General features: G+C 65.4%; 22 protein-coding genes. 21 read left to right on the top strand and 1 reads right to left on the bottom strand.

The genetic code is table 11. The features are described from left to right. The first annotated feature begins 88 nt into the window (after positions 1 to 88). From C7402_RS17370 to C7402_RS17345, 6 genes are all read left to right on the top strand, one after another. Positions 89 to 754, top strand: coding sequence for a site-2 protease family protein (locus tag C7402_RS17370; RefSeq protein WP_112172888.1), 666 nt, complete (start codon positions 89 to 91; stop codon positions 752 to 754). 4 nt (positions 755 to 758) lie between these two features. Further along, the gene (locus C7402_RS17365; protein WP_042264918.1) at positions 759 to 1,961 is read left to right on the top strand and encodes a tryptophan--tRNA ligase; all 1,203 of its coding nucleotides are present in this window, start codon (positions 759 to 761) and stop codon (positions 1,959 to 1,961) included. Between the two features lie 17 nt (positions 1,962 to 1,978). Next, entirely contained in the window at positions 1,979 to 2,611 is a 633-nt protein-coding gene (locus tag C7402_RS17360) for a class I SAM-dependent methyltransferase (RefSeq protein ID WP_116611417.1), read from the top strand. 44 nt (positions 2,612 to 2,655) lie between these two features. After that, the gene (gene dapA, locus C7402_RS17355) at positions 2,656 to 3,561 is read left to right on the top strand and encodes a 4-hydroxy-tetrahydrodipicolinate synthase (RefSeq protein WP_112172886.1); all 906 of its coding nucleotides are present in this window, start codon (positions 2,656 to 2,658) and stop codon (positions 3,559 to 3,561) included. 125 nt (positions 3,562 to 3,686) lie between these two features. Next, the gene (bamC, locus tag C7402_RS17350; RefSeq protein ID WP_116611416.1) at positions 3,687 to 4,826 is read left to right on the top strand and encodes an outer membrane protein assembly factor BamC; all 1,140 of its coding nucleotides are present in this window, start codon (positions 3,687 to 3,689) and stop codon (positions 4,824 to 4,826) included. A gap of 11 nt (positions 4,827 to 4,837) precedes the next feature. Then, positions 4,838 to 5,614 carry an MBL fold metallo-hydrolase gene (locus C7402_RS17345; protein ID WP_116611415.1) on the top strand — a complete coding sequence of 259 codons (777 nt, stop codon included), beginning with the start codon at positions 4,838 to 4,840 and terminating at the stop codon, positions 5,612 to 5,614. 134 nt (positions 5,615 to 5,748) lie between these two features. Here the strand turns inward: C7402_RS17345 and C7402_RS17340 are convergent, their stop codons facing one another. Beyond that, entirely contained in the window at positions 5,749 to 6,447 is a 699-nt protein-coding gene (locus C7402_RS17340; protein WP_112172883.1) for a Bax inhibitor-1/YccA family protein, read from the bottom strand. Positions 6,448 to 6,808: 361 nt separating this feature from the next. Between C7402_RS17340 and ndk the strand changes: the two genes are divergently transcribed. The 15 genes from ndk (at position 6,809) to C7402_RS17270 (ending at position 22,116) form a co-directional block, all read left to right on the top strand. Beyond that, complete coding sequence (gene ndk, locus C7402_RS17335; protein ID WP_112172882.1) at positions 6,809 to 7,234, top strand: nucleoside-diphosphate kinase; 426 nt, start codon at positions 6,809 to 6,811, stop codon at positions 7,232 to 7,234. 147 nt (positions 7,235 to 7,381) lie between these two features. Then, complete coding sequence (rlmN, locus tag C7402_RS17330) at positions 7,382 to 8,545, top strand: dual-specificity RNA methyltransferase RlmN (protein ID WP_112172881.1); 1,164 nt, start codon at positions 7,382 to 7,384, stop codon at positions 8,543 to 8,545. 5 nt (positions 8,546 to 8,550) lie between these two features. Beyond that, positions 8,551 to 8,676: a hypothetical protein gene (locus C7402_RS48010; RefSeq protein ID WP_258397139.1), complete on the top strand. Its 126-nt coding sequence runs from the start codon at positions 8,551 to 8,553 to the stop codon at positions 8,674 to 8,676. A gap of 89 nt (positions 8,677 to 8,765) precedes the next feature. Then, complete coding sequence (locus C7402_RS17325; RefSeq protein WP_116611414.1) at positions 8,766 to 9,938, top strand: helix-turn-helix domain-containing protein; 1,173 nt, start codon at positions 8,766 to 8,768, stop codon at positions 9,936 to 9,938. A gap of 124 nt (positions 9,939 to 10,062) precedes the next feature. Continuing rightward, complete coding sequence (gene ispG, locus C7402_RS17320; protein WP_116611452.1) at positions 10,063 to 11,370, top strand: flavodoxin-dependent (E)-4-hydroxy-3-methylbut-2-enyl-diphosphate synthase; 1,308 nt, start codon at positions 10,063 to 10,065, stop codon at positions 11,368 to 11,370. 94 nt (positions 11,371 to 11,464) lie between these two features. After that, positions 11,465 to 12,802, top strand: coding sequence for a histidine--tRNA ligase (hisS, locus tag C7402_RS17315; protein WP_116611413.1), 1,338 nt, complete (start codon positions 11,465 to 11,467; stop codon positions 12,800 to 12,802). Between the two features lie 81 nt (positions 12,803 to 12,883). Next, positions 12,884 to 13,513, top strand: a complete 630-nt coding sequence (locus tag C7402_RS17310; protein WP_116611412.1) for a tetratricopeptide repeat protein — start codon at positions 12,884 to 12,886, stop codon at positions 13,511 to 13,513. Positions 13,514 to 13,580: 67 nt separating this feature from the next. Beyond that, positions 13,581 to 14,726 (top strand): outer membrane protein assembly factor BamB, encoded by a 1,146-nt coding sequence (gene bamB, locus C7402_RS17305; RefSeq protein ID WP_116611451.1) that lies wholly within the window; start codon positions 13,581 to 13,583, stop codon positions 14,724 to 14,726. Positions 14,727 to 15,158: 432 nt separating this feature from the next. After that, complete coding sequence (gene der, locus C7402_RS17300) at positions 15,159 to 16,493, top strand: ribosome biogenesis GTPase Der (RefSeq protein ID WP_112172877.1); 1,335 nt, start codon at positions 15,159 to 15,161, stop codon at positions 16,491 to 16,493. A 165-nt stretch (positions 16,494 to 16,658) separates the two neighbouring features. Then, complete coding sequence (gene hfq / locus C7402_RS17295; protein WP_027814901.1) at positions 16,659 to 16,895, top strand: RNA chaperone Hfq; 237 nt, start codon at positions 16,659 to 16,661, stop codon at positions 16,893 to 16,895. 74 nt (positions 16,896 to 16,969) lie between these two features. Continuing rightward, on the top strand, positions 16,970 to 18,139 hold the full coding sequence (hflX, locus tag C7402_RS17290) for a GTPase HflX (protein ID WP_425273788.1): 1,170 nt from the start codon (positions 16,970 to 16,972) through the stop codon (positions 18,137 to 18,139). Between the two features lie 113 nt (positions 18,140 to 18,252). Beyond that, the gene (gene hflK / locus C7402_RS17285) at positions 18,253 to 19,698 is read left to right on the top strand and encodes an FtsH protease activity modulator HflK (protein ID WP_116611411.1); all 1,446 of its coding nucleotides are present in this window, start codon (positions 18,253 to 18,255) and stop codon (positions 19,696 to 19,698) included. 13 nt (positions 19,699 to 19,711) lie between these two features. After that, positions 19,712 to 20,626, top strand: coding sequence for a protease modulator HflC (hflC, locus tag C7402_RS17280; protein WP_112172875.1), 915 nt, complete (start codon positions 19,712 to 19,714; stop codon positions 20,624 to 20,626). A gap of 48 nt (positions 20,627 to 20,674) precedes the next feature. Then, the gene (locus C7402_RS17275) at positions 20,675 to 20,866 is read left to right on the top strand and encodes a DUF2065 domain-containing protein (protein ID WP_028210024.1); all 192 of its coding nucleotides are present in this window, start codon (positions 20,675 to 20,677) and stop codon (positions 20,864 to 20,866) included. A gap of 98 nt (positions 20,867 to 20,964) precedes the next feature. Continuing rightward, positions 20,965 to 22,116, top strand: a complete 1,152-nt coding sequence (locus C7402_RS17270) for an ATP phosphoribosyltransferase regulatory subunit (protein ID WP_116611410.1) — start codon at positions 20,965 to 20,967, stop codon at positions 22,114 to 22,116. The last annotated feature ends 27 nt before the right edge of the window (positions 22,117 to 22,143 follow it).

Here is a 22,143-nt window from a genome sequence, read left to right as displayed (position 1 = left end):
CTGGCGGAGGAACACGAAGCGGCGCGCGCCTCGCGTGGCCGAAAGGCATGGATTCCGCATTGATACCGCATTGATACAATAGCCCGCCATGGAAGCCAATCTGATTCAGACGATCGTCGTCTACGCCTTGCCGGTCATCTTCGCGATTACGCTGCACGAGGCCGCGCACGGCTACGTCGCGCGCATGCTCGGCGACAACACCGCCTATGTGCTCGGCCGCGTGTCATTCAACCCGATGCGCCACATCGACCCGATCGGCACGATCGCCATGCCGCTCGTGCTGTATTTCCTGACGAATGGTGCGTTTGTGTTCGGTTACGCGAAGCCCGTGCCGATCGCCTTCAGCAATCTGCGCAATCCGCGCTGGGGCACGCTGTGGGTCGCGGCGGCCGGGCCGCTGTGCAACTTCGTGCAGGCGCTCGTGTGGGGCGTGTTCGGCGTGGCGCTGGCGGTGCTCGCCGTGAACGAACCGTTCTTCACGCGCATGGCCGCCGCCGGCGTGGGCGTGAACCTCGTGCTGGGCGTGCTCAATCTCTTTCCGCTGCCGCCGCTCGACGGCGGCCGCGTGCTCGGGGCGCTGCTGCCCACGCGCGCGAGCATTGCGCTCGCCCGTATCGAGCCCTATGGTTTCATCATCGTGATGGGGTTGCTCGTGAGTGGCATCTTCACGCGATTCTGGCTGCGTCCGCTCGTAAGTCTAGGTTACGACGTGGTCACGGCGGTTCTTACCCCTCTTGTATCGCTCTTTTCATAACATCATGTTCCCTGACCGTATCTTCTCCGGCATGCGGCCCACCGGGTCGCTGCACCTCGGCCACTATCACGGCGTGCTGAAAAACTGGGTGCGGCTTCAGTCCGAGTACCCGTGCTTCTTCTGCGTGGTGGACTGGCATGCGCTCACCACGCACTACGAAACGCCGGATGTCATCGAGAAGAACGTCTGGGACGTGCTGATCGACTGGCTCGCATCGGGCATCGACCCGAACCAGGCGACGCTGTTCATCCAGAGCCGCGTGCCCGAGCACGCCGAACTCGCGCTCCTGCTCGGCATGAGCACGCCGCTGTCCTGGCTCGAACGCGTGCCGACCTACAAGGAGCAGATCGAAAAGCTGCGCGACAAGGACCTCGGCACCTATGGCTTCCTCGGTTACCCCGTGCTGATGGCCGCCGACATCCTGCTGTACCGCGCGTCGCTCGTGCCGGTGGGCGAGGACCAGGTGCCGCACGTCGAAATGGCCCGCGAAATGGCGCGCCGTTTCAACTATATGTACGGCCGCGAGCCGGGCTTCGAAGAGAAGGCCAACGACGCCGCGAAGAAGCTGGGCGGCAAGCGCTCGAAGCTCTACCACGAGCTGCGCAACGCCTACCAGCAGGAAGGCAATGAAGAGGCGCTCGAACAGGCCCGCGCCATGCTTTCGGAATCGCAAAGCCTTTCGATGAGCGATCGCGAGCGCCTGTTCGGCTACCTCGAAGGCTCGCGCAAGATCATCCTGCCCGAGCCGCAGGTGCTGCTGACCGAAGCTTCGCGCATGCCGGGCCTCGACGGCCAGAAGATGTCGAAGTCGTATGGCAACACCATCGGCCTGCGCGAAGACGCCGAGTCGATCACGAAGAAGGTGCGCACCATGCCGACCGACCCGGCGCGCGTGCGCCGCACCGATCCGGGCGATCCGGACAAGTGCCCGGTATGGCAACTGCACCAGGTCTACACCGACGAGCAGACGCACGACTGGGTGCAAAAGGGCTGCCGTTCGGCGGGCATCGGCTGTCTGGAGTGCAAGCAACCGGTGATCGAGGGCATCCTGCGCGAGCAGCAACCGATGCTCGAACGCGCACAGAAGTACATGGACGATCCGTCGCTCCTGCGCGCCATCGTTGCGGACGGCTGCGACAAGGCGCGCAAGTTCGCCAACGAAACCATGCGCGACGTGCGCGAGGCCATGGGCCTCTCCTACAGCTGACGCAATTGACGCAGCCGATGACGCCGACGCCTGCCGCCGCGCCGCTCGTCCACGGGCTTTCGGAGCCCTCGCGCTGGGTGCGCCGCTGGGCGCACCTGATCGCGCCTGGCGGCAGGGTGCTCGACGTGGCCTCGGGCGCAGGCCGGCACGCACGCTGGCTCGCGGCGCAAGGCCATCCGGTTATGGCGCTCGATCGCGACGCCGCCGCGCTCGCCACGCTCCATGGCGTGGCGGGCGTCACCTCATTAGAGTGCGACCTCGAAGGCGCGCCCTGGCCGCTGGCCGCCGACGCGCGCTTTGCCGCCGTCGTGGTCACGAATTACCTGCACCGGCCGCTCATGACGCGTCTCATCGACGCACTCGCGCCCGGCGGCGTCCTCGTCTACGAAACCTTTGCACAGGGCAACGAGACCGTGGGCAAGCCATCGAACCCCGCTTTTCTGCTCGCGCCCGGCGAATTGCTCGCCGTCTGCGCGCCCGCCTTGCGGGTGATCGCCTACGAGGACGGGTTTCTCTCGCAGCCCCGTGAGGCGTATATTCAGCGCATCTGCGCGGTACGGGAAAAAACGACCTCAGTGTCCCTCGAAAGCATCGGTAATGTACCTGAGAACCAGGGCCTACCCGCACCGCGTTACGATCTGACCGGCTAATCCGCTACAATCGCGGTTTAACCGACTCATTTTTCTGGCGTTTCATGGCTAACGGCACTCAGGACGGCATTACGCTGCGCGGCAGCATTCCCGCGATCGTCACCCCCATGCACGAGGACGGCAGTCTCGATCTGCCGGCGTTCCGCAAACTGATCGACTGGCACGTGGAAGAGGGGACGGATGCCCTCGTCGTCGTCGGTACGAGCGGTGAGTCCGCGACGCTCGACGTCGAAGAGCACATCCTGATGATCAAGACGGCGGTCGAGCACGCTGCCGGCCGTATGCCGATCATCGCGGGCGCCGGCGGCAACTCCACGGCCGAGGCGATCGAACTCACGAAGCATGCGAAGGAAGTGGGCGCGCAGGCGTCGCTCCAGGTCGTGCCGTATTACAACAAGCCGACCCAGGAAGGCATGTACCTGCACTTCGCGAAGATCGCGGAGTCGGTCGACCTGCCGGTCATCCTGTACAACGTGCCGGGCCGTACGGTCGCGGACATGTCGAACGAGACCATCCTGCGTCTGGCCGAAGTGCCGGGCATCATCGCGGTGAAGGAAGCGACGGGTAACATCGACCGCGCCGCGCACCTCATCAAGCATGCGCCGAACGGCTTCAAGATTTTCAGTGGTGACGATCCCACCGCGATCGCGCTGATGCTGCTGGGCGGCCACGGCAATATCTCGGTGACGGCGAACGTCGCGCCGCGCCAGATGAGCGAGTTGTGCCGCGCCGCGATTGCCGGCGACGTCAAGACGGCGCGCGAGATTCATCTGAAGCTGTTGTCGCTGCACAAGAACCTGTTCATCGAATCGAATCCGATTCCGGTGAAGTGGGCGTTGCAGGAACTCGGCCGCATCGAAGGCGGCATTCGTCTGCCGCTCACGCCGCTCGATGCGCGCTACCACGACGTGGTGCGCGCCGCGCTGCGCGAAGCCGGCCTGACTGGCTGATCCATTCAGCCAGTCGCCGTTTTTTCAACCGACGCCGCCACGGCCCACCCGCCCAATCGCTGACAGACCCCGGACAGTCCATCTGGCAGAGCAAGGCTTAGCGTTCCCGTATCACGAAGGCCCACATGAAACGTTCCGCTCTTTCCCTCCACGCAACCCGCATGGCGGTGCTGGCGCTTGCACTCGGCTCGCTCGCAGGTTGCGAGTCGCTGAACGACATGTTCGCGACGGATCGCGTCAACTACAAGGACACGCCTACGGCGCCGCCGCTGAGCGTGCCGCAGGATCTGTCGTCGGCTCCGAACGACCAGAAGTATGTCGCGCCGCCGCCCACCATCACGCTCGGCGGCGCCGCGCAGCGCACGGTCACGCCGGCGGGCAACGCCACGCTCGGCGTGCCGAGCTCGCAAGACCCGTTGGGCATGCACGTGGAGCGCGACGGCGACCGCCGCTGGCTGGTGGTGGACGGGCGCTCGCCTGACGACGTCTGGCCGCAGTTGCAGGAGTTCTGGACCGAGAATGGCTTCACGCTGACGACCGACTCGCCGTCCACGGGCATCATGACGACCGACTGGGCCGAGAACCGCGCCAATATTCCGGACGACTGGTTCCGCCGCACGATCGGCCGCGTGATCGACTTCGCGTACTCGTCGGGCACGCGCGACCGCTTCCGCGTGCTGGTTTCGCGCGGTCCGGACGGTCAAACCGATATTTCCGTTACGCATAACGCGATGGAAGAAGTGCTGACGGGGCAGGACAAGACGGGCTCGAAGTGGGTGGAGCGCCCGCGCGACCCGGCGCTGGAAGCCGCGTTCCTCGCGAAGATCATGCAGAAGTTCGGTCTGACTGACGCGCAGTCGAAGCAACTGCTGACCGACGCCCGTCCGTCCACGGCCGGGGTCAAGGTCGCCGCCGGTCCTGACGGCACGACGCTCGATCTGCCCGAAGCGTTCGACACCGCGTGGCTGCGCGTGGGCCTCGCGCTCGACCGCACGAACTTCACGGTCGACAACCGCGACCGCGAGAAGGGCCTGTACTACGTGCGCTACGCCGATTCCATGCAGGAGCTCAAGGGCGACGGCCTGCTCGGCAAGCTGTTCTACAACCCGAAGAAGGCCGCGAAGGATCAGGGTCCGGAATTCGTCGTTGCGGTTCGCGCAACGGGCAACTCGACCCAGGTCGCCGTGGTGGATCAGAGCGGTCGCATCGACACCTCGTCGGACGCGCAGCGCATCGTGGCTGCGCTGCATTCGCAGTTGAACTGACGTGCGCTGATATGCGATTTGCGAGCCTCGGCAGCGGCAGCGAGGGCAACGCACTGGTCGTAGAGGCAGGCGGCGGCGCGACGCCCACGCGCGCGCTGCTCGACTGCGGATTCTCAGCGAAGGAAGTCGAGCGGCGCCTCGCCCGCGCGGGGCTGGCCGCCGACTCGCTCACCGCGATTCTCATCACCCACGAACACAGCGACCACATTGGCAGCGCGCTCACACTGGCGCGCCGCTGGTCGATCCCGCTTTACATGAGCTGGGGCACGGCCCAGGCCGTGGGCGCGGACGATGCCGCCGGCGTCGAACTCAATGTGCTGTGGGGCGACGAAACGGTCGAAATCGGCGAACTCGGCGTGTTGCCCTATACGGTGCCGCATGACGCACGCGAGCCGCTACAGTTCGTGTTCAGCAACGGCGCCAGCCGCCTCGGCGTACTCACCGACGTTGGCGAATCGACGCCGCACATCAGCAACGTGCTCGGCGGCTGCGATGCGCTCGTGCTCGAATGCAACCACGATCTCGACATGCTCGCGACCAGTCGCTACCCGGCGTCGCTCAAAGCGCGCATCAGCGGATCGCATGGGCACCTGAACAACGAGGCGGCCGGTGGCATTCTTGCGGGGCTCGATCGCGCGAAACTGCGGCACTTGATCGCGGCGCACCTGAGTCAGCAGAACAACACGCCCGACCTGGCCCGCGCGGCAATGGCGGCGGTGCTGGGCAACGCGGCGACGGAAATCGGCGTGGCCTCGCAGGCGGAAGGTTTCGACTGGATTTCGCTCTGAGCCCGCATTGAACCGTTAGCTGGTGCCGCCAGGCAAAATCGACGGACAAAAAAAAGCCCATGATGCGAGTCATGGGCTTTTTGTCTTGCGAAGCCGGTATCGATCGATCCGGCCCCGCCAGGGTTTGGTTAGCTTTAGTTGCGATTGCCGCCGAAGATGCCGAGGATCGCGAGCAGGTTCGTGAACACGTTATACAGGTCCAGATAGATCGCGAGCGTGGCCGAGATATAGTTCGTCTCGCCGCCGTTCACGACGCGCTGCACGTCGAACAACATGTAGGCCGAGAAGATCAAGATGGCGAGCACGGAAACCGTGAGCATCAGCGCGGGCAGTTGCAGGAACATGTTCGCGACGCCGGCCAGCAGGATCACGATCACGCCCATGAACAGCCACTTGCCGAGGCCCGAGAAGTCGCGCTTGCTGACCGTGGCGATGGTGGCCATGGCGGCGAAAATGACGCCGGTGCCGCCGAAAGCGAGCATGATCAGCTGCGGGCCGTTCGAAAAGCCGAGGATGAACGACAGCAGGCGCGAGAGCATCAGGCCCATGAAGAACGTGAAGCCGAGCAGCACGAACACGCCCACCGAGCTGTTCTTGGTGCGCTCGATGGCGAACATGAAGCCGAAAGCAATCGCGAAGAACGCGAGCAGGCTCATGGCCGGGCTCGTTGCGGCGAAGAGCGAGAAACCGGTCGCGACGCCCACCCACGCGCCGAGCACCGTCGGCACCATCGACAGCGCGAGCAGCCAGTAGGTGTTGCGCAGTACGCGATTGCGGGTCTCGGCCGAGGAGACGGAGCCGCCGCGGCCGAAGTTATAGGGATACTCGTTCATGCTTTCTCCTTACGTGAGACGCGTGGTTGAGGGTGCGCCGATGCGCGGTCCGCTCCCCCATAAGATAAGTGCGCCGACCCAGAGTTTCAACGGGTTGCCACACAGTTTGCGTTATGTTTCAGCTGCGGTTCGAACAGCGGCTTCCACCGCACCTCGCACCACATTGCGCAGAGCCTATGCCGCCAATATTAAGCCTCACTGAAAGGCGTGGCGGCACGGCTCTTGCGCGCCTGGGCCTGCTTGCGGGTCGCTTGTTGCAGGTTTGGCGGGCCTAAGAGGGTTCAATCGCAATCATACATTGGAACATGCTACAATTGCGGATTCATTTGAATCTGTAACCTCTTAATTTTCTGGAGTTTTTATGGCGATCGAACGCACCCTGTCGATTATCAAGCCGGACGCAGTGGCAAAGAACGTGATCGGTCAGATCTACAGCCGCTTCGAAAACGCTGGCCTGAAGATCGTTGCCTCGCGCATGGTCCACCTCTCGCGCGCCGACGCAGAGAAGTTCTATGCTGTTCACGCAGAGCGTCCGTTCTTCAAGGATCTCGTCGACTTCATGATCTCGGGTCCGGTGATGATTCAAGCGCTGGAAGGCGAGAACGCCATCCTGAAGAACCGCGAACTGATGGGCGCAACCGATCCGAAGAAGGCTGAAAAGGGCACGATCCGCGCCGACTTCGCCGACAGCATCGACGCGAACGCCGTGCACGGTTCGGACGCAGCTGAGACGGCTGCCGTCGAAATCGCGTTCTTCTTCCCGCAAGTCAACGTCTACTCGCGCTAAGCAAGGCGCGGGCAGATAGCAGTAGTAGCATAGGGTCGCGAACGGCGATGACGCTTGCCGCCCGGTTCCCGTTGCCCCGCCAATGCGCGGGCAGCCGGGCAATACGGGCGGTGAGCGCGCTCTCGCACTGAAATGGCAGGATTCGATATGACGAGCAGTTCCACCGTCAACCTTCTCGATCTCGACGCCCAAGGGCTTGTCGCCTATTGCGAGAGCCTGGGCGAGAAGCCGTTTCGCGCCAAGCAGCTTCAGCGCTGGATCCATCAGTACAACGCCGCCGACTTCGACGGCATGACGGATCTGGCCAAATCGCTGCGCGAGAAGCTCAAAGGGCGCGCCACCATCGGCATGCCCGGCATCATCAGCGACAACGTTTCCTCCGACGGCACGCGCAAATGGCTCGTGGACGTCGGCAACGGCAACGCGGTCGAAACCGTGTTCATCCCCGAAGAGAATCGCGGCACGCTGTGCGTGTCCTCGCAGGCGGGATGTGCGGTCAATTGCCGGTTCTGCTCCACCGGCAAGCAAGGTTTTTCACGCAATCTCACCACCGCCGAGATCATCGGCCAGCTGCGCATGGCGGAGTTCGCCTTGCGCGCCTCGCTTCTCGGAGAGGCGGGCGGTCGCGCGACCGGCGGTGACGGCAAGGGCGAGCGCGTCATCACGAATGTCGTGATGATGGGTATGGGCGAGCCGCTTCTGAACTACGACGCGGTCGTGCCCGCCATGCGTCTGATGCTCGACGACAATGCCTATGGCCTGTCGCGCCGGCGCGTCACCCTTTCCACGTCGGGCGTCGTGCCGATGATGGACCGCCTGGGCGCCGAATTGCCCGTGGCGCTCGCCGTTTCGCTGCACGCGCCGAACGACCCGCTGCGCGACGAGCTCGTGCCGCTCAATCGCAAGTACCCGCTGCGCGAATTGATGGCGGCGTGCCAGCGTTACCTGGAAGTCGCGCCGCGCGACTTCATCACGTTCGAGTACTGCATGCTCGACGGCGTCAACGACACCGAAAAGCACGCGCGGGAATTGCTCGCTGTGACGCGCGACGTGCCGTGCAAATTCAATCTGATCCCGTTCAATCCGTTCCCGGAGTCGGGCCTGCTGCGCTCGAAATCGGACCAGATCAAGCGCTTCGCGCAGATCCTGATGGATGCGGGCGTCGTCACGACCGTGCGCAAGACGCGCGGCGACGACATCGACGCGGCCTGCGGGCAGCTCGCCGGCGAGGTGAAGGACCGTACGCGACTTGCCGAGCGCACGGGGCGGGCCGCGGGCAAGGTGATCGAAGTTCGGCCGGTTCAACACTGAGGCCGATGCAGGAAGAAGCCGCGGCGGCGAGCAGGGGGAACGCGCTGTCGCAGGCGGTATTTGAAAAGAAAGTTGCAGAAGCGATCGGAAGCGGCCTGGGGTTTCGCAACGGGCTGCGCATTTTGTTATAAACGGTCTGCGAATCGGGTAGAGGCGGGGGCGGGATGCGCCGCGGCCCACCGGTTGCAGTATGGAAAAGAATCGACGCAAGGACTTTGGGATGAGCGAGCCGCAGCACCCTTTCGGGACAGACGGAACTGACAGCAACGCAGGTCGTTCGGCGCCCTCGCCGGTGCAGGCCGTGCCCGACACGCTGGCTGCGGCCGGCGCGCGGCTGGCACAACTGCGCGAGGCCAAGGGCTGGGCGGTCGAGGACGTCTCGGCGCGTCTGAAGGTGGCGGTGTCGAAGCTGCGCGAGCTCGAAGCGGGCGATATCAGCCATCTGCCGGACACGACGTTCGCGTTGGGCGTGGTGCGCGCATACGCGAAGCTGCTCGGCACCGATTCCGCGCCGTTTACGCAGGTGCTGCGCCGCGAGCGCGGCATCGCGCAGCCGGATCTGTCGATGCCCGCTTCGGCAGGCTCGGACCTGCCGCGCGGGCGCGTTTCGCTCTCGCTCGGCGGTGGCGGCGCGCGTGCGCCGCGCCGTCGCGCTTCGTGGCTCTGGGGCGTGGGGATCATCGTCATTGCGGTGCTCGCCCTCTCGATGTGGCATACGAACAGCGGCGAGTCGTCGGCATGGTTCTCGCGCCTGAAGGCGATGGCGAACGGCGCGAGCGTCCAGACGGGCGCGTCGTCGCCCACGGTCACGCAAGGCGAGGCGACGGGTGCGGGCGGTGCTTCGGCGGCGCAGGAGTCGGAGCAGCAGGCGGCGCCGGCAGCCGGCGACACCAACGACGCGGCGAATGCAAACAGCGCAGGCGAAAACGGCAGTGCCGCGCCCGCGCAGCAGGCGGCGGCCAGCGCGCCCCAGGTGACGGCCCAGCCCGCGCCTCAACCGGTGCAGCAGGCAGCGCGTCCCGCGGCGGCCAGCGCGCCGGCGCCCGGCGCGGCGGCGGCTAACGCCGCAAGCGCGGCCATTGCGGCGAAGGCCCAGGCGGCGAGCGCGCCTGCGGCGCAAAACGCCGCAGCCGACAGCGGCGCGGACACCTCGACCTTCGCGATCCGCGTGACGCAGGACACCTGGGTGAGCGTGCGTCAGAAGGATGGCAAGGAAGTGTTCTCGGGCATGATCCACGGCAGCGACGCCCGTGAGATCACCGGCACCGAGCCGCTCAAGATCACCGTGGGCAACCGGGCGGGCATCGAGTCGATGACCATCGACGGCCAACCGGTCGACGCGTCGAAGTACGCGTCGGCGCGCGGCAATGTCGCGCGCTTCGTGTTGCCCTGATCAGGACATGGCATGCGTCGCGGCCGGCGAAGCGTTTGTTTGCCGGCCGCGACGCTTTTTCAATTCACGTTGGGCCGCCGCTAGCGAGCTAGCGCTGGCGCGTGAGGCGTAAATGGGTTTTTCGATGCAAAGCGAAACGCAATCTTCGACCAGCAACAGTCAGATCTGCTCGAACGAGCCGGTCCTCGGCGGCCACGCGCCGCGCCGCAAGTCGCACGCCGTGCATGTGCGCTGGGGCGGTCAACTGGTGACGATCGGCGGCGACGCGCCGGTGCGCGTGCAGTCGATGACCAACACCGATACCGCCGACGCCATCGGCACCGCGATCCAGATCAAGGAACTCGCGCAGGCCGGGTCGGAACTCGTGCGTATCACGGTCAACACGCCGGAAGCGGCGGCGGCCGTGCCGCACGTGCGCGAGCAACTCGACCGCATGGGCGTGACGGTGCCGCTCGTCGGCGACTTCCACTACAACGGCCATCTGCTGCTGCGCGACTATCCGGCTTGCGCCGAGTCGCTCTCGAAGTACCGCATCAACCCGGGCAACGTGGGCCAGGGCGCGAAGCGCGACACGCAATACGCGCAGATGATCGAAGCGGCCATCAAGTACGACAAGCCGGTGCGTATCGGCGTGAACTGGGGCAGCCTCGACCAGGACCTGCTCGCGCGCATGATGGACGAGAACGCCGCGCGTTCGACGCCGTGGGAAGCGCAAAGCGTGATGTATGAAGCGCTCATCCAGTCGGCCATCGGCTCGGCGGAGCGCGCAGTCGAGCTTGGCCTCGGCCGCGACAAGATCATCCTGTCGTGCAAGGTGAGCGGCGTGCAGGACCTGATCGCCGTCTACCAGGAACTCGCGAAGCGTTGTGACTTCGCGCTGCACCTGGGCCTCACGGAAGCGGGCATGGGCTCGAAGGGCATCGTCGCTTCGACGGCCGCGCTTTCCGTGCTGCTCCAGCAGGGCATCGGCGACACGATTCGTATCTCGCTCACGCCGGAACCGGGTGGCGCGCGTACGGGTGAAGTCGTGGTCGGCCAGGAAATCCTCCAGACCATGGGCCTGCGCTCGTTCACGCCGATGGTCATCGCGTGCCCCGGCTGCGGCCGTACGACCAGCACGCTGTTCCAGGAGCTGGCCTCGCAGATCCAGAACTATCTGCGCGCGCAAATGCCGCTTTGGCGCGGCGAGTATCCGGGTGTCGAGACGATGAACGTCGCCGTGATGGGCTGCATCGTGAACGGCCCGGGCGAGTCGAAGCACGCCAACATCGGCATCAGCCTGCCGGGCTCGGGCGAGAATCCCGCGGCGCCGGTGTTCATCGACGGCGAGAAGGTGAAGACGCTGCGCGGTGAGCGCATCGCCGAAGAATTCCAGCAGATCGTGAGCGACTACGTGGCGCGCAAGTACGGCAAGGCCGAAGCGACGACCTGAGCCGGTTCGCCGGGCCGTCCGCAGTTCTTTGTAGTTCTGCCGCAGTTTCGATCTGGTTCGATACGCACAACCGAATAACGCCATCCGCAACGCAATGACTGAACAAAAACGCAAGCCCGAAAAGCTCACGGGTGTGAAGGGCATGAACGACATCCTGCCGCAGGAGGCAGGGCTGTGGGAATTCTTCGAAACCACGGTGAAGTCGCTGCTTCGTTCGTACGGCTATCAAAATATCCGCACGCCGATCGTCGAGCATACGCAGCTTTTCACGCGCGGCATCGGCGAGGTGACGGACATCGTCGAGAAGGAGATGTACAGCTTCACCGACGCGCTCAACGGCGAGAACCTCACGCTGCGCCCGGAAGGCACGGCTGCGGCCGTGCGCGCGTCGATCGAGCACAACATGCTCTACGACGGCCCGAAGCGCCTGTGGTACATCGGCCCGATGTTCCGTCACGAGCGTCCGCAGCGCGGCCGCTATCGCCAGTTCCATCAGGTGGGTGTCGAGGCGCTCGGTTTCGCGGGCCCGGATGCGGACGCTGAAATCATCCTGATGTGCCAGCGCCTCTGGGACGACCTCGGCCTCACGGGCATCAAGCTCGAACTCAACTCGCTCGGCGTGGCCGAGGAGCGTGCGGCGCATCGCGTGGAGCTCATCAAGTATCTGGAGCAGCACGTCGATCTGCTCGATGAAGACGGCAAGCGCCGCCTCTACACGAACCCGCTGCGCGTGCTCGACACGAAGAACCCCGCGCTGCAAGAGATCGCGGACAAGGCGCCGAAGCTGATCGACTTCCTCGGCGAGGCGTCGCTCGCGCACTTCGAGGGGCTGCAACGCATCCTCAAGTCGAACAACATTCCGTTCAAGATCAATCCGCGTCTCGTGCGCGGTCTCGATTACTACAATCTGACCGTGTTCGAGTGGGTGACCGACAAGCTCGGCGCGCAGGGTACGGTGGCGGCGGGCGGCCGCTACGATCCGCTGATCGAGCAACTGGGCGGCAAGGCCACGGCCGCGTGCGGCTGGGCCATGGGCATCGAGCGCATTCTCGAACTGCTCAAGGAAGAAGACCTCGTGCCGGACGAGGATGGTTGCGACGTCTACGTTGTCCACCAGGGCGAAACGGCGCGCGAGCAGGCGTTCATCGTGGCCGAGCGGCTGCGCGACACGGGGCTCGACGTCATCCTGCATTGCAGCGCAGACGGTCAGGGCGCGAGCTTCAAGTCGCAGATGAAGCGCGCGGATGCGAGCGGCGCGGCGTTCGCCGTGGTGCTCGGCGAGGACGAAGTGGCGAAGGGCGAGGCGGGCGTGAAGGCGCTGCGCGGCGTCGACGCCGAGGCCCGCAACGAGCAACAAACGGTAGCGCTCGAGGACTTGACCGAATATCTGATCAATGCGATGGTTGCATCCGCCGAAGACGGCGACGATTGAACAGTGCGCTCCCGTGAGGGGGCGCACAGGTTGCCGGGCATTCGAAAACAGGCTTGAGAATAAACGAGGAATCGCTACGCGATGAGTTACCACGACGAACAGGAATCGATCGAGAGCTTCAAGGCATGGTGGACGCAGTGGGGCAACGCCACTACGTGGGTCGTGCTGATCGTTCTGCTCGCGCTCGCCGCGTGGAACGGTTGGAACTTCTGGCAGCGCCGTCAGGCGGCCGAGGCCGCCGTGCTGTACGACCAGGTGCAGCAGGCCGCGAGCGGCAGTGACAAGGCGATGCTCACGCGCGTGGCGTCGGACATGGAAGACCGCTTCGGCGGCACCGCCTATGCGCAGATGACGGCGCTCGCCGTGGCCAAGTCGCTCTATATGGTGGGCGACACGGCCGGTGCGAAAGCCCAGTTGCAATGGGCGGCCGACCACGCGAAGGACAACGAATTCCGCCAGATCGCGAAGCTGCGTCTCGCCTCGTTGCTGCTCGACGAAAAGGCCTACGATCAGGGCCTCGCGCTGATTCCTCAACCCGATTCGGGCCCGTTCAAGGGCGTCGTCGCCGACGGGCGCGGCGACCTGCTGTCGGCCGCCGGCAAGCGCGACGACGCGCGCGCGGCCTACAAGCTGGCCCTCGACAGCCTGCCGAAGAGCGACGCTTCCGAGCGTCAGCTGATCCAGTTCAAGCTGGACGCACTGGGCGGCTAACCTGCGCGAAAGGCGCATGGCGTTGCGAAACCATTCAAAACCAACTTCATTCATGCTTCGTTCACCGATGAATCTGCTGAAACGAACCGTAGTGCCCGTCGCTTTCGCGATGACCGTCCTGGCTCTCGCAGCCTGCTCATCGACGAAAGACGAGCGCCGCGTGCCGGTGCCGCTGACCGAGTTCAAGCCGGTGCTGGACGTCCAGCAGGTGTGGAAGGCGAGCGTCGGCAAGGCCGGCCGCTATCTGTTCGCGCCGGTCGCCGTGGGCGACACCGTCTATGCGGCGGGCGAAAACGGTTCGGTCGCGAAGATCGACGCGACGTCGGGCAAGGAAGTCTGGCGCACGAAGCTCAAGGACGACCTCTCGGCGGGCGTGGGCAGCGACGGCAATCTCACGGCCGTCGGCGGCCTGAAGGGCGACGTCTACGTGCTCGACGCGAACGGCAAGCTGTCGTGGCAAGCCAAGGCGCCGGGCGAGATCATCTCGCCGCCGCTCGTCGGTAACGGTCTTGTGATCGTACGCACGATCGACGGCCAGATCGTCGCCTTCAACGGGCAAACGGGCGAGCAGAAGTGGATCTACCGCAACCGTGCCGTGCCGCTGAACCTGCGCGTGTCGGCGGGCATGACGTTCGCGGGCGACCAGGCGGTGCTCGCGGGCTTCCCGGGCGGCACCTTCGCGGCCATCAACATCCAGAGCGGCGATGCCTTCTGGGAAACGCCGGTTTCGTATCCGAAGGGCGTGACGGAAGTCGAGCGCATCAACGACGTGAGCGGCCCGCCCACGCTCGTCGGCGCGACGACCTGCGCGGTCACGTTCCAGGGGCAGCTTGGCTGCTTCGACGCCAACTCGGGTCGTCCGATGTGGCAAAAGGCGTTCTCGAGCACGAGCGGCATCGCTCAGGACGAGAGCACGGTGGCGGGCGGCGACGACTGGTCGGTCGTGCGGGCCTTCAGCGTGTCGACGGGCCAGCCGACCTGGACGAACGAAAAGCTCAAGAGCCGCGATGTGAGCGTGCCCGCGGTGCTGGGCCACGCGCTCGTGCTCGGCGACTATCAGGGCTACGTGCACTTCCTCTCGCTCGACGACGGCAGCTTTGTCTCGCGCGTGAAGACTGACGGCAGCCCGATCACGGCCGCACCGGTGCTGGCCGGCAATACGCTGGTTGTGCAGACGAAGGACGGCGATATCTACGGCTTGCGTCCGCATTAAGCGCCATTCTGTCGGGCGCCGCCTCAAGCCTCAAGGCAGCGTCCGCGCGCCGGCCCGCACAGCCGGCGCATCAGGCAAGACATTCGCACCGCGGGCAAGACACAGGCGGCCGCGTTTCACGAGCGGCAGTCTGTTGCACGCGGATTGCGCAAGGCGGCGAAGCCGGCTGGTTCCGGCGCCGCTCCCGCTGGCCGGCTCAAGCCGGCCGCGCGCATTTTGGGATCGCGGCGCGCACGGCCGCGCTTCCTGTCGTTGCCGTCAGCGGCGGATGCACGGTGGCCGGATTCGGCCGCCGCGCACTTTCGGCTCGGGGCCGCGGCCCCGCTCGTGAATTTCGTGATAATTTGCAACTGATGCAGCCTTGCTGGCGCAGGGCTTGCCGCGCAGCGCGCCGGACTCTCCGGCGCCGCGCCTTACTGTAGAAAAGATCAGATGAAACCCGTAATCGCCCTCGTCGGGCGCCCCAATGTGGGGAAATCCACGCTGTTCAACCGGCTCACGCGTTCGCGCGATGCGCTGGTGGCCGACCTGCCGGGCCTCACGCGCGACCGCCACTACGGCGAAGGGCGTGTGGGCGATCGCGCGTATCTCGTGGTCGACACCGGCGGCTTCGAACCCGTGGCCAAGGACGGTATCCTTCACGAGATGGCGCGTCAGACGCGTCAAGCCGTGGAAGAAGCCGACATCGTCGTGTTCATTTGCGACGGTCGCAATGGTCTCGCGCCGCAGGACAAGCACATCGCCGACTACCTGCGCAAGACCGGGCGGCCGATCTTCCTCGTCGTGAACAAGGCCGAGGGCATGAAGTACAGCGCCGTGGCCGCCGACTTCTACGAGCTCGGCCTTGGCGACCCGCGCGCGATTTCCGCGGCGCACGGCGACGGCGTGACGGAGATGATCAACGAGGCGCTTGAAAAGGCCTACGCCGATCAGCCCGAGGAAAGCGAAGAAGATGCCTCGAAGCACGGCGTGAAGATCGCGATCGTCGGTCGTCCGAACGTGGGCAAGTCCACGCTCGTCAATACGCTGATCGGCGAAGACCGCGTGATCGCGTTCGACATGCCGGGCACGACGCGCGATTCGATCTACGTGGATTTCGAGCGCAACGGCAAGAAGTACACGCTGATCGACACGGCCGGCCTGCGCCGCCGCGGCAAGGTGTTCGAGGCGATCGAGAAGTTCTCGGTGGTGAAGACGCTGCAATCGATCGCCGACGCCAATGTGGTGATTCTGCTGCTCGATGCGCAGCAGGAAATCTCCGACCAGGACGCGCATATCGCGGGCTTCGTGGTGGAGCAGGGGCGCGCCCTCGTGGTGGGCGTGAACAAGTGGGACGGCATGGACGATCACGCGCGCGAGCGCACCAAGCACCACCTGCAACGCAAGTTGAAGTTCCTCGACTTCGCGGAAATGCGCTTCATCTCGGCGACGGAAAAATTCGGCATCGGCCCGCTGATGCGCTCGGTCGACGAGGCCTATGCGGCCGCCATGGCGAAGCTGCCTACGCCGAAGCTCACGCGCGCGCTCATCGAAGCCGTGGAGTTCCAGCAGCCGCGCCGTCGCGGTCCGGTTCGCCCGAAACTGCGCTACGCGCACCAGGGGGGACAGAACCCGCCGATTATCGTGATTCACGGTAATGCACTCGACGCCGTGACCGAAACCTACAAGCGCTATTTGGAGAACCGTTTCAGGGAAACTTTCTCGCTCACCGGCACTCCATTGCGCATAGAGTTTCGTTCCTCGACGAACCCCTATACCGATAAATAGCGCGCTGTTGCTGACGAGCGTTCGCTACCGCGCAAAGGCCTCCTGGCCGAACCGCCAGGAACCGCGCGGGGGAACGAGAATCAGCTATAGTGTAGCGATTGGTGGTGGATTTCTTTTTCTTCACCCCAATATAAGTTAAACCTGCAAAAAAATACGGAGTTTGCTATGAGCAACAAAGGGCAATTGTTACAAGACCCGTTTCTGAACGCGCTGCGCAAGGAGCACGTGCCTGTTTCGATCTATCTGGTCAACGGCATCAAGCTTCAAGGGAACATCGAATCGTTCGACCAGTACGTCGTGTTGCTCCGTAATACGGTTACGCAAATGGTTTACAAGCACGCCATTTCCACGGTCGTCCCGGCCCGTCCGGTGAATTTCCACCCGGATTCGGAAGCGTCCTGATCCATGACGCGGCCGGCCCGGGGCGCCTTCCAGGCGGCTTCGGTCCGGCCGCTTTCATTTTGACATCCGCTAATTTGATCAACGCCGCACTTGTCGGCATCGACTTCGGCAAGACCGACTTCGAAGCCAGTCTCGAAGAACTCAGCCTGCTCGCCAAAAGCGCGGGCGCCCATCCCGCCGTCACGCTCACCGGCCGACGCTCGAGCCCCGACGCCGCCATGTTTATCGGCAGCGGCAAGGCCGATGAACTGCGTCTCGCCTGCGAGGCCAACGACGTCGAAATCGTCATTTTCAATCACGCGCTGTCGCCCGCCCAGCAACGTAACCTGGAGCGTGCGCTCAATCGCCGCGTGATCGACCGCACGAGCCTCATTCTCGACATCTTCGCGCAACGCGCCCGCAGCCACGAAGGCAAGCTGCAAGTCGAGCTCGCACAGCTTCAGTATCTCGCCACGCGCCTCGTGCGCGCCTGGACTCACCTTGAGCGCCAGAAGGGGGGTATCGGTCTGCGCGGTCCCGGTGAAACGCAGCTCGAAACCGACCGCCGGCTCATTGGCGAGCGCATCAAGATGCTTCAGGGCAAGCTCGCGAAGCTGCGTCGCCAGCACGGCACGCAACGGCGCCAGCGCGAACGCAACCGTACGATGTCGGTCTCGCTCGTGGGCTATACGAACGCGGGCAAGTCCACGCTTTTCAACGCGCTCACGAAGGCCCAGGCCTACGCCGCTGACCAGTTGTTCGCGACGCTCGACACGACCTCGCGGCGTGTCTGGCTCGGCGACGAAGTGGGCCAGATCGTGCTCTCCGATACGGTCGGGTTCATCCGCGAACTGCCTCACCAGCTCGTCGCCGCGTTCCGCGCAACGCTTCAGGAAACGGTTCAGGCCGACCTGCTGCTGCACGTGGTCGATGCGTCGAGCGCCGTGCGCCTCGACCAGATCGATCAGGTGAACGAGGTGCTGCGCGATATCGGCGCGGACACGATCCGCCAGGTGCTCGTCTTCAACAAGATCGACGCGGTGCCAGAGCTGGCGGCCCGCGGCGGAACGGTCGAGCGAGATGAATATGGTAATATTTCGCGCGTCTTTTTGAGCGCACGCACGGGTGTCGGACTTGACGCGCTGCGCTCCGCCATCGCTGAAATTGCGACTGCCGAGCCGCTTGCCGAAACGTCGCAGCCCCTGGGCGCCGACTGGAGCGCGGCGCAGCAAGAATCAGGCTGGGAAGCCGGGCACGAGCGCTGAAGCGCGCCTGCCGTCGCCCGCCTTGCATGCAGGGCCGGCCCGGCGGTTCCCCGGTGGTTCCGATCGAATCCGCACGCAATTGACCCGCTGTCTACTCTGGTGAACGAACACAGGTGAACGATTACAACAAGCGGACTGGCTGGCAGCGCGCGCGCGCCATTTTCTCGCTGAACGACCCGCGTTGGGGACGAGGCGAGGGCAATGGTCAGCGCCCCGACGACTCGCGTCGCCCGTCGGGCAATAACGGCAACAAGGGCGACAAGGGTGACGGCCCGCCCGATCTCGACGAAATGTGGCGCGACTTCAACCGCCGCGTGTCCGCTTTCTTTGGCCGCAAGGGCAAGGGGCCGGGCGGCTTCGGGCCGCGCCCGGATAACGGTCATGGCGCGCGCATTGGCGTGGGCATCGTGCTCGGCGTGCTCATCGCGATCTACGTGGGCAGCGGCGTGTTCGTCGTCCAGGAAGGCCAGGCCGGTGTCGTGTTGCAGTTCGGCCAGTATCGCCACACGGTCGGCCAGGGCGTGCACTGGCGCTTGCCGTATCCGTTCCAGACCCACGAAATCGTCAATGTCGGCCAGATCCGCACCGTCGAGATCGGCCGCAGCAACCTCGTGCGTCCCGCGAACGTGAAGGACGCCGCGGTCATCACGCATGACGGTGACATTCTCAACGTGCGTTTCACGGTCCAGTACCAGGTGAAGCAGCCTACCGATTACCTTTTCCGCAGCGTCGACCCCGACCTCACCGTCACCCAGGCCGCGCAGGCCGCGGTGCGCACGGTGGTGGGTGCGCGCAGCACGACCGACGTGCTCTATGCGGACCGCGAGCCGATTCGCGCGCAACTGGCTGACACGATCCAGCATGCGCTCGACGAGTACAAGACGGGTCTTGGCGTGACCGGCGTGGCGATCCAGAGCGTGTCCGCGCCCGACCAGGTGCAGGCCGCGGTCGACGACGAAGCCAAGGCGCGCCAGGACCGCGAGCGCGCGAAGCGCGACGCACAGGCCTACGCCGACCAGTTGCTGCCGCGCGCGCAGGCGGACGCCACGCGCCTCATCGACGACGCCAAGGCGTATAGCGAGCGCGTGGTCTCGCAGGCGCAGGGCGACGCACAACGCTTCACGCAGGTCTACGAGCAATACGCGAAGGCGCCTGCCGTGATCCGCGAGCGCATGTATCTGGACACCATGCAGCACATCTACTCGAACGCGACGAAGGTGTTCGTCGACAGCAAGTCGGGCAACAACGTGATTTATCTCCCGCTCGACAAGCTCGTCGACGCGACGCGCCTGCGCGCCGCGGCGGCAGCGGGTGTTGTCGCGGCTCCGGGCGCCGCCGCGGCAGCGCCGGGCGCGGCCTCGGACGCGGGCGCCGCTTCCGCGCCGGCGGCCACGAGTGAGCCACAGCAGCAAGGTGCGCAACCAGGCGCGCAACCAGGCGCACAGCAGCAAGGCGCGGCTCCCGCGCCCACGGCCAGCGACGCGGCGGCCGCCGCGAGCGACGCCTTCCGGTCGCGCGACGCGTTTCGCTCGCGCGGTCGCGAAGACGACGTGCAATAAGGGGAGCGCCGATATGAACAAGATCATTGCGCTCGTCGTCGCCGTCGTGGTTGTCGTGCTGGTTGCCTCGTCGGCCGTTTTCATGGTCGATCCGCGTCACGTCGCCATTGTTTCTTCATCGGGCGGGGCCAACGCCACGCTCGCGGGTCCGGGGCTTCATGTGAAGCTGCCGCCGCCGTTCCAGACCGTCACGTGGATCGACACGCGTGTTCAGGCCTTCGACGCCCCGGACGCTGACCGCTACACGACCTCGGACAAAACCGAGCTGCTCGTGAACCCGGTCGTGCGCTACCGCATTTCCGATCCGCTCAAGCTGTTCGCCGCCACCAAGGGCGACGCGCAGACGCTCGCCGACCGCCTTGCCGCGCTTTCGCGCGACGCGCTCAGCGACGCGTTCTCGAAAGTCACGCTCACGGAGGCGCTCGGGCAGCAGGAAGCCATCGCCAACGGCGCGCGCGATGCGTTGCGGCAGACCGCGGCAGCGCTCGGCATCGACGTGATCTCGATCGAGCTCACGCGCGTCGACTACCCGCCGGAGCTGGCCGAAACGGTCTTCAAGCGCATGAGCGCCGCACGCGAGCAGGCCGCGGCCGAAACGCGCGAGAAGGGCGCGGCCGAGGCGCAGCAGATCAAGGACGACGCGGAACGCAAGCAGCAGGGCGTGGTGGCCGATGCCTACGCCCAGGCGCAGGCGATCAAGGGTGAAGGCGACGGTAAGGCCGCGGCCATCGCCGCCGAGGCGTTCGGGCGCGACCCGGACTTCTACCGGTTCTACCAGAGCATGCTCGCATACCGTGAGAGCTTCCGGCCCGGCGACGTGATCGTCGTCGATTCGTCGAGCGAGTTCTTCCGCTTCATGCGTGGCCCGAACGGCGGCACGGGCGGTGGCGATACGTCACAGCCTTCCGCCGCGCCGCGCAAACACTAGACAAAACGAGACACAGGCGCCGCGCACCGCGCGGCGCTTTTCCTTCGCATGGACATAGCTGGCTCCCTCTTGCTCGCGATCGCGCTGATGCTGATTATCGAGGGCATGTTCCCGTTCGTCTTTCCGACGGCGTGGCGTGACACATTTCGTAAAATCGCGGAGCGGCCGCCGCATCACATCCGGATCGGTGGGCTCATCGTGATGGGGCTCGGCCTCGTGCTGCTGATGCTGGCGACCTGACGGCCACGGGCCGTCGCCGTGTATTTGCCGGATTCCGAATTATCGGCTGCGTGTGGCGTCTCGCCGCACGCGGCCCTCATTGTGGTAGGACTCAACCGATGTCGACCTGGTTACTTCCCGAGAATATTGCAGACGTGCTGCCGTCCGAGGCGCGCAAGATCGAAGAGCTGCGCCGCCGTCTGCTGGACCGCTTCCGCGCGTATGGCTACGAGATGGTCATGCCGCCGATGCTCGAATACCTGGAGTCGCTGCTCGTGGGCAGCGGGCGCGACCTGAATCTGCGCACCTTCAAGCTCGTGGATCAGCTCTCGGGCCGCACGCTCGGTCTGCGCGCCGACATCACGCCGCAAGTCGCGCGCATCGACGCGCACCTGCTCAACCGCCAGGGCGTAACGCGCCTGTGCTATGCGGGCAACGTGCTGCATACGCTGCCGCGCGGCCTGCACGCCACGCGCGAGCAGATCCAGATCGGCGCTGAAATCTACGGCCATGCGGGCCTCGAAGCCGATCTCGAAATCCAGCAGCTGATGCTCGACGCGCTGCGCCTCGCGGGCCTCGCGAAGGTGCGCCTCGACCTCTCGCACGCGGGCGTGCTCGCGGCGATCTTCGAGGCCGATCCGGCCGCAGCGGCGCTCGGCGACGCTTTGTATGAAGCGCTGGCTGGCAAGGATGTGCCGCGCCTCGCGGAACTCACGCAGAACCTCGAAGCCGTGTCGCGCGACGCGCTGCGTGCGCTGCCTGCGCTCTACGGCGACGCGAGCGTGATCGATGAAGCGCGCGAGCGTCTGCCGGCGCTGCCGGGCATCGCCCGTGCGCTCGACGACCTCGCGTTCCTCGTGGGCGAAATCGAAGGCGCCGAACTGATGATCGACCTCGCGGATCTGGCGGGCTACGCGTATCACAGCGGCGTGATGTTCTCGGCCTATGTGGACGGCGTGCCCAACGCCGTGGCGCGCGGCGGCCGTTACGACAAGGTGGGCGAGGTCTACGGACGCGCCCGCGCGGCCACGGGCTTTTCGCTCGACCTGCGCGAAGTGGCGCGCATTTCGCCCGTCGAGGCGCGCAGCAGCGCGGTTCTCGCGCCGTGGCGCCATGACGAGACGCTGCGCGCCGCCATCGCCGCGTTGCGCGACGCGGGCGAGGTCGTGATCCAGGCGCTGCCGGGCCACGAGCACGACATGGACGAGTTCGCCTGTGACCGCGTGCTCGTCGAGCGCGACGGTGTCTGGGTCGTCGAAAAGCACGTCTGAGAAGCACGCCCGGGCGGCCATTTGCGC

The sequence above is a fragment of the Paraburkholderia unamae genome (genome assembly GCF_003096875.1).
Taxonomy (GTDB): Bacteria; Pseudomonadota; Gammaproteobacteria; order Burkholderiales; family Burkholderiaceae; genus Paraburkholderia; species Paraburkholderia unamae.
This window is presented reverse-complemented; position numbering and strand designations above follow the sequence as displayed.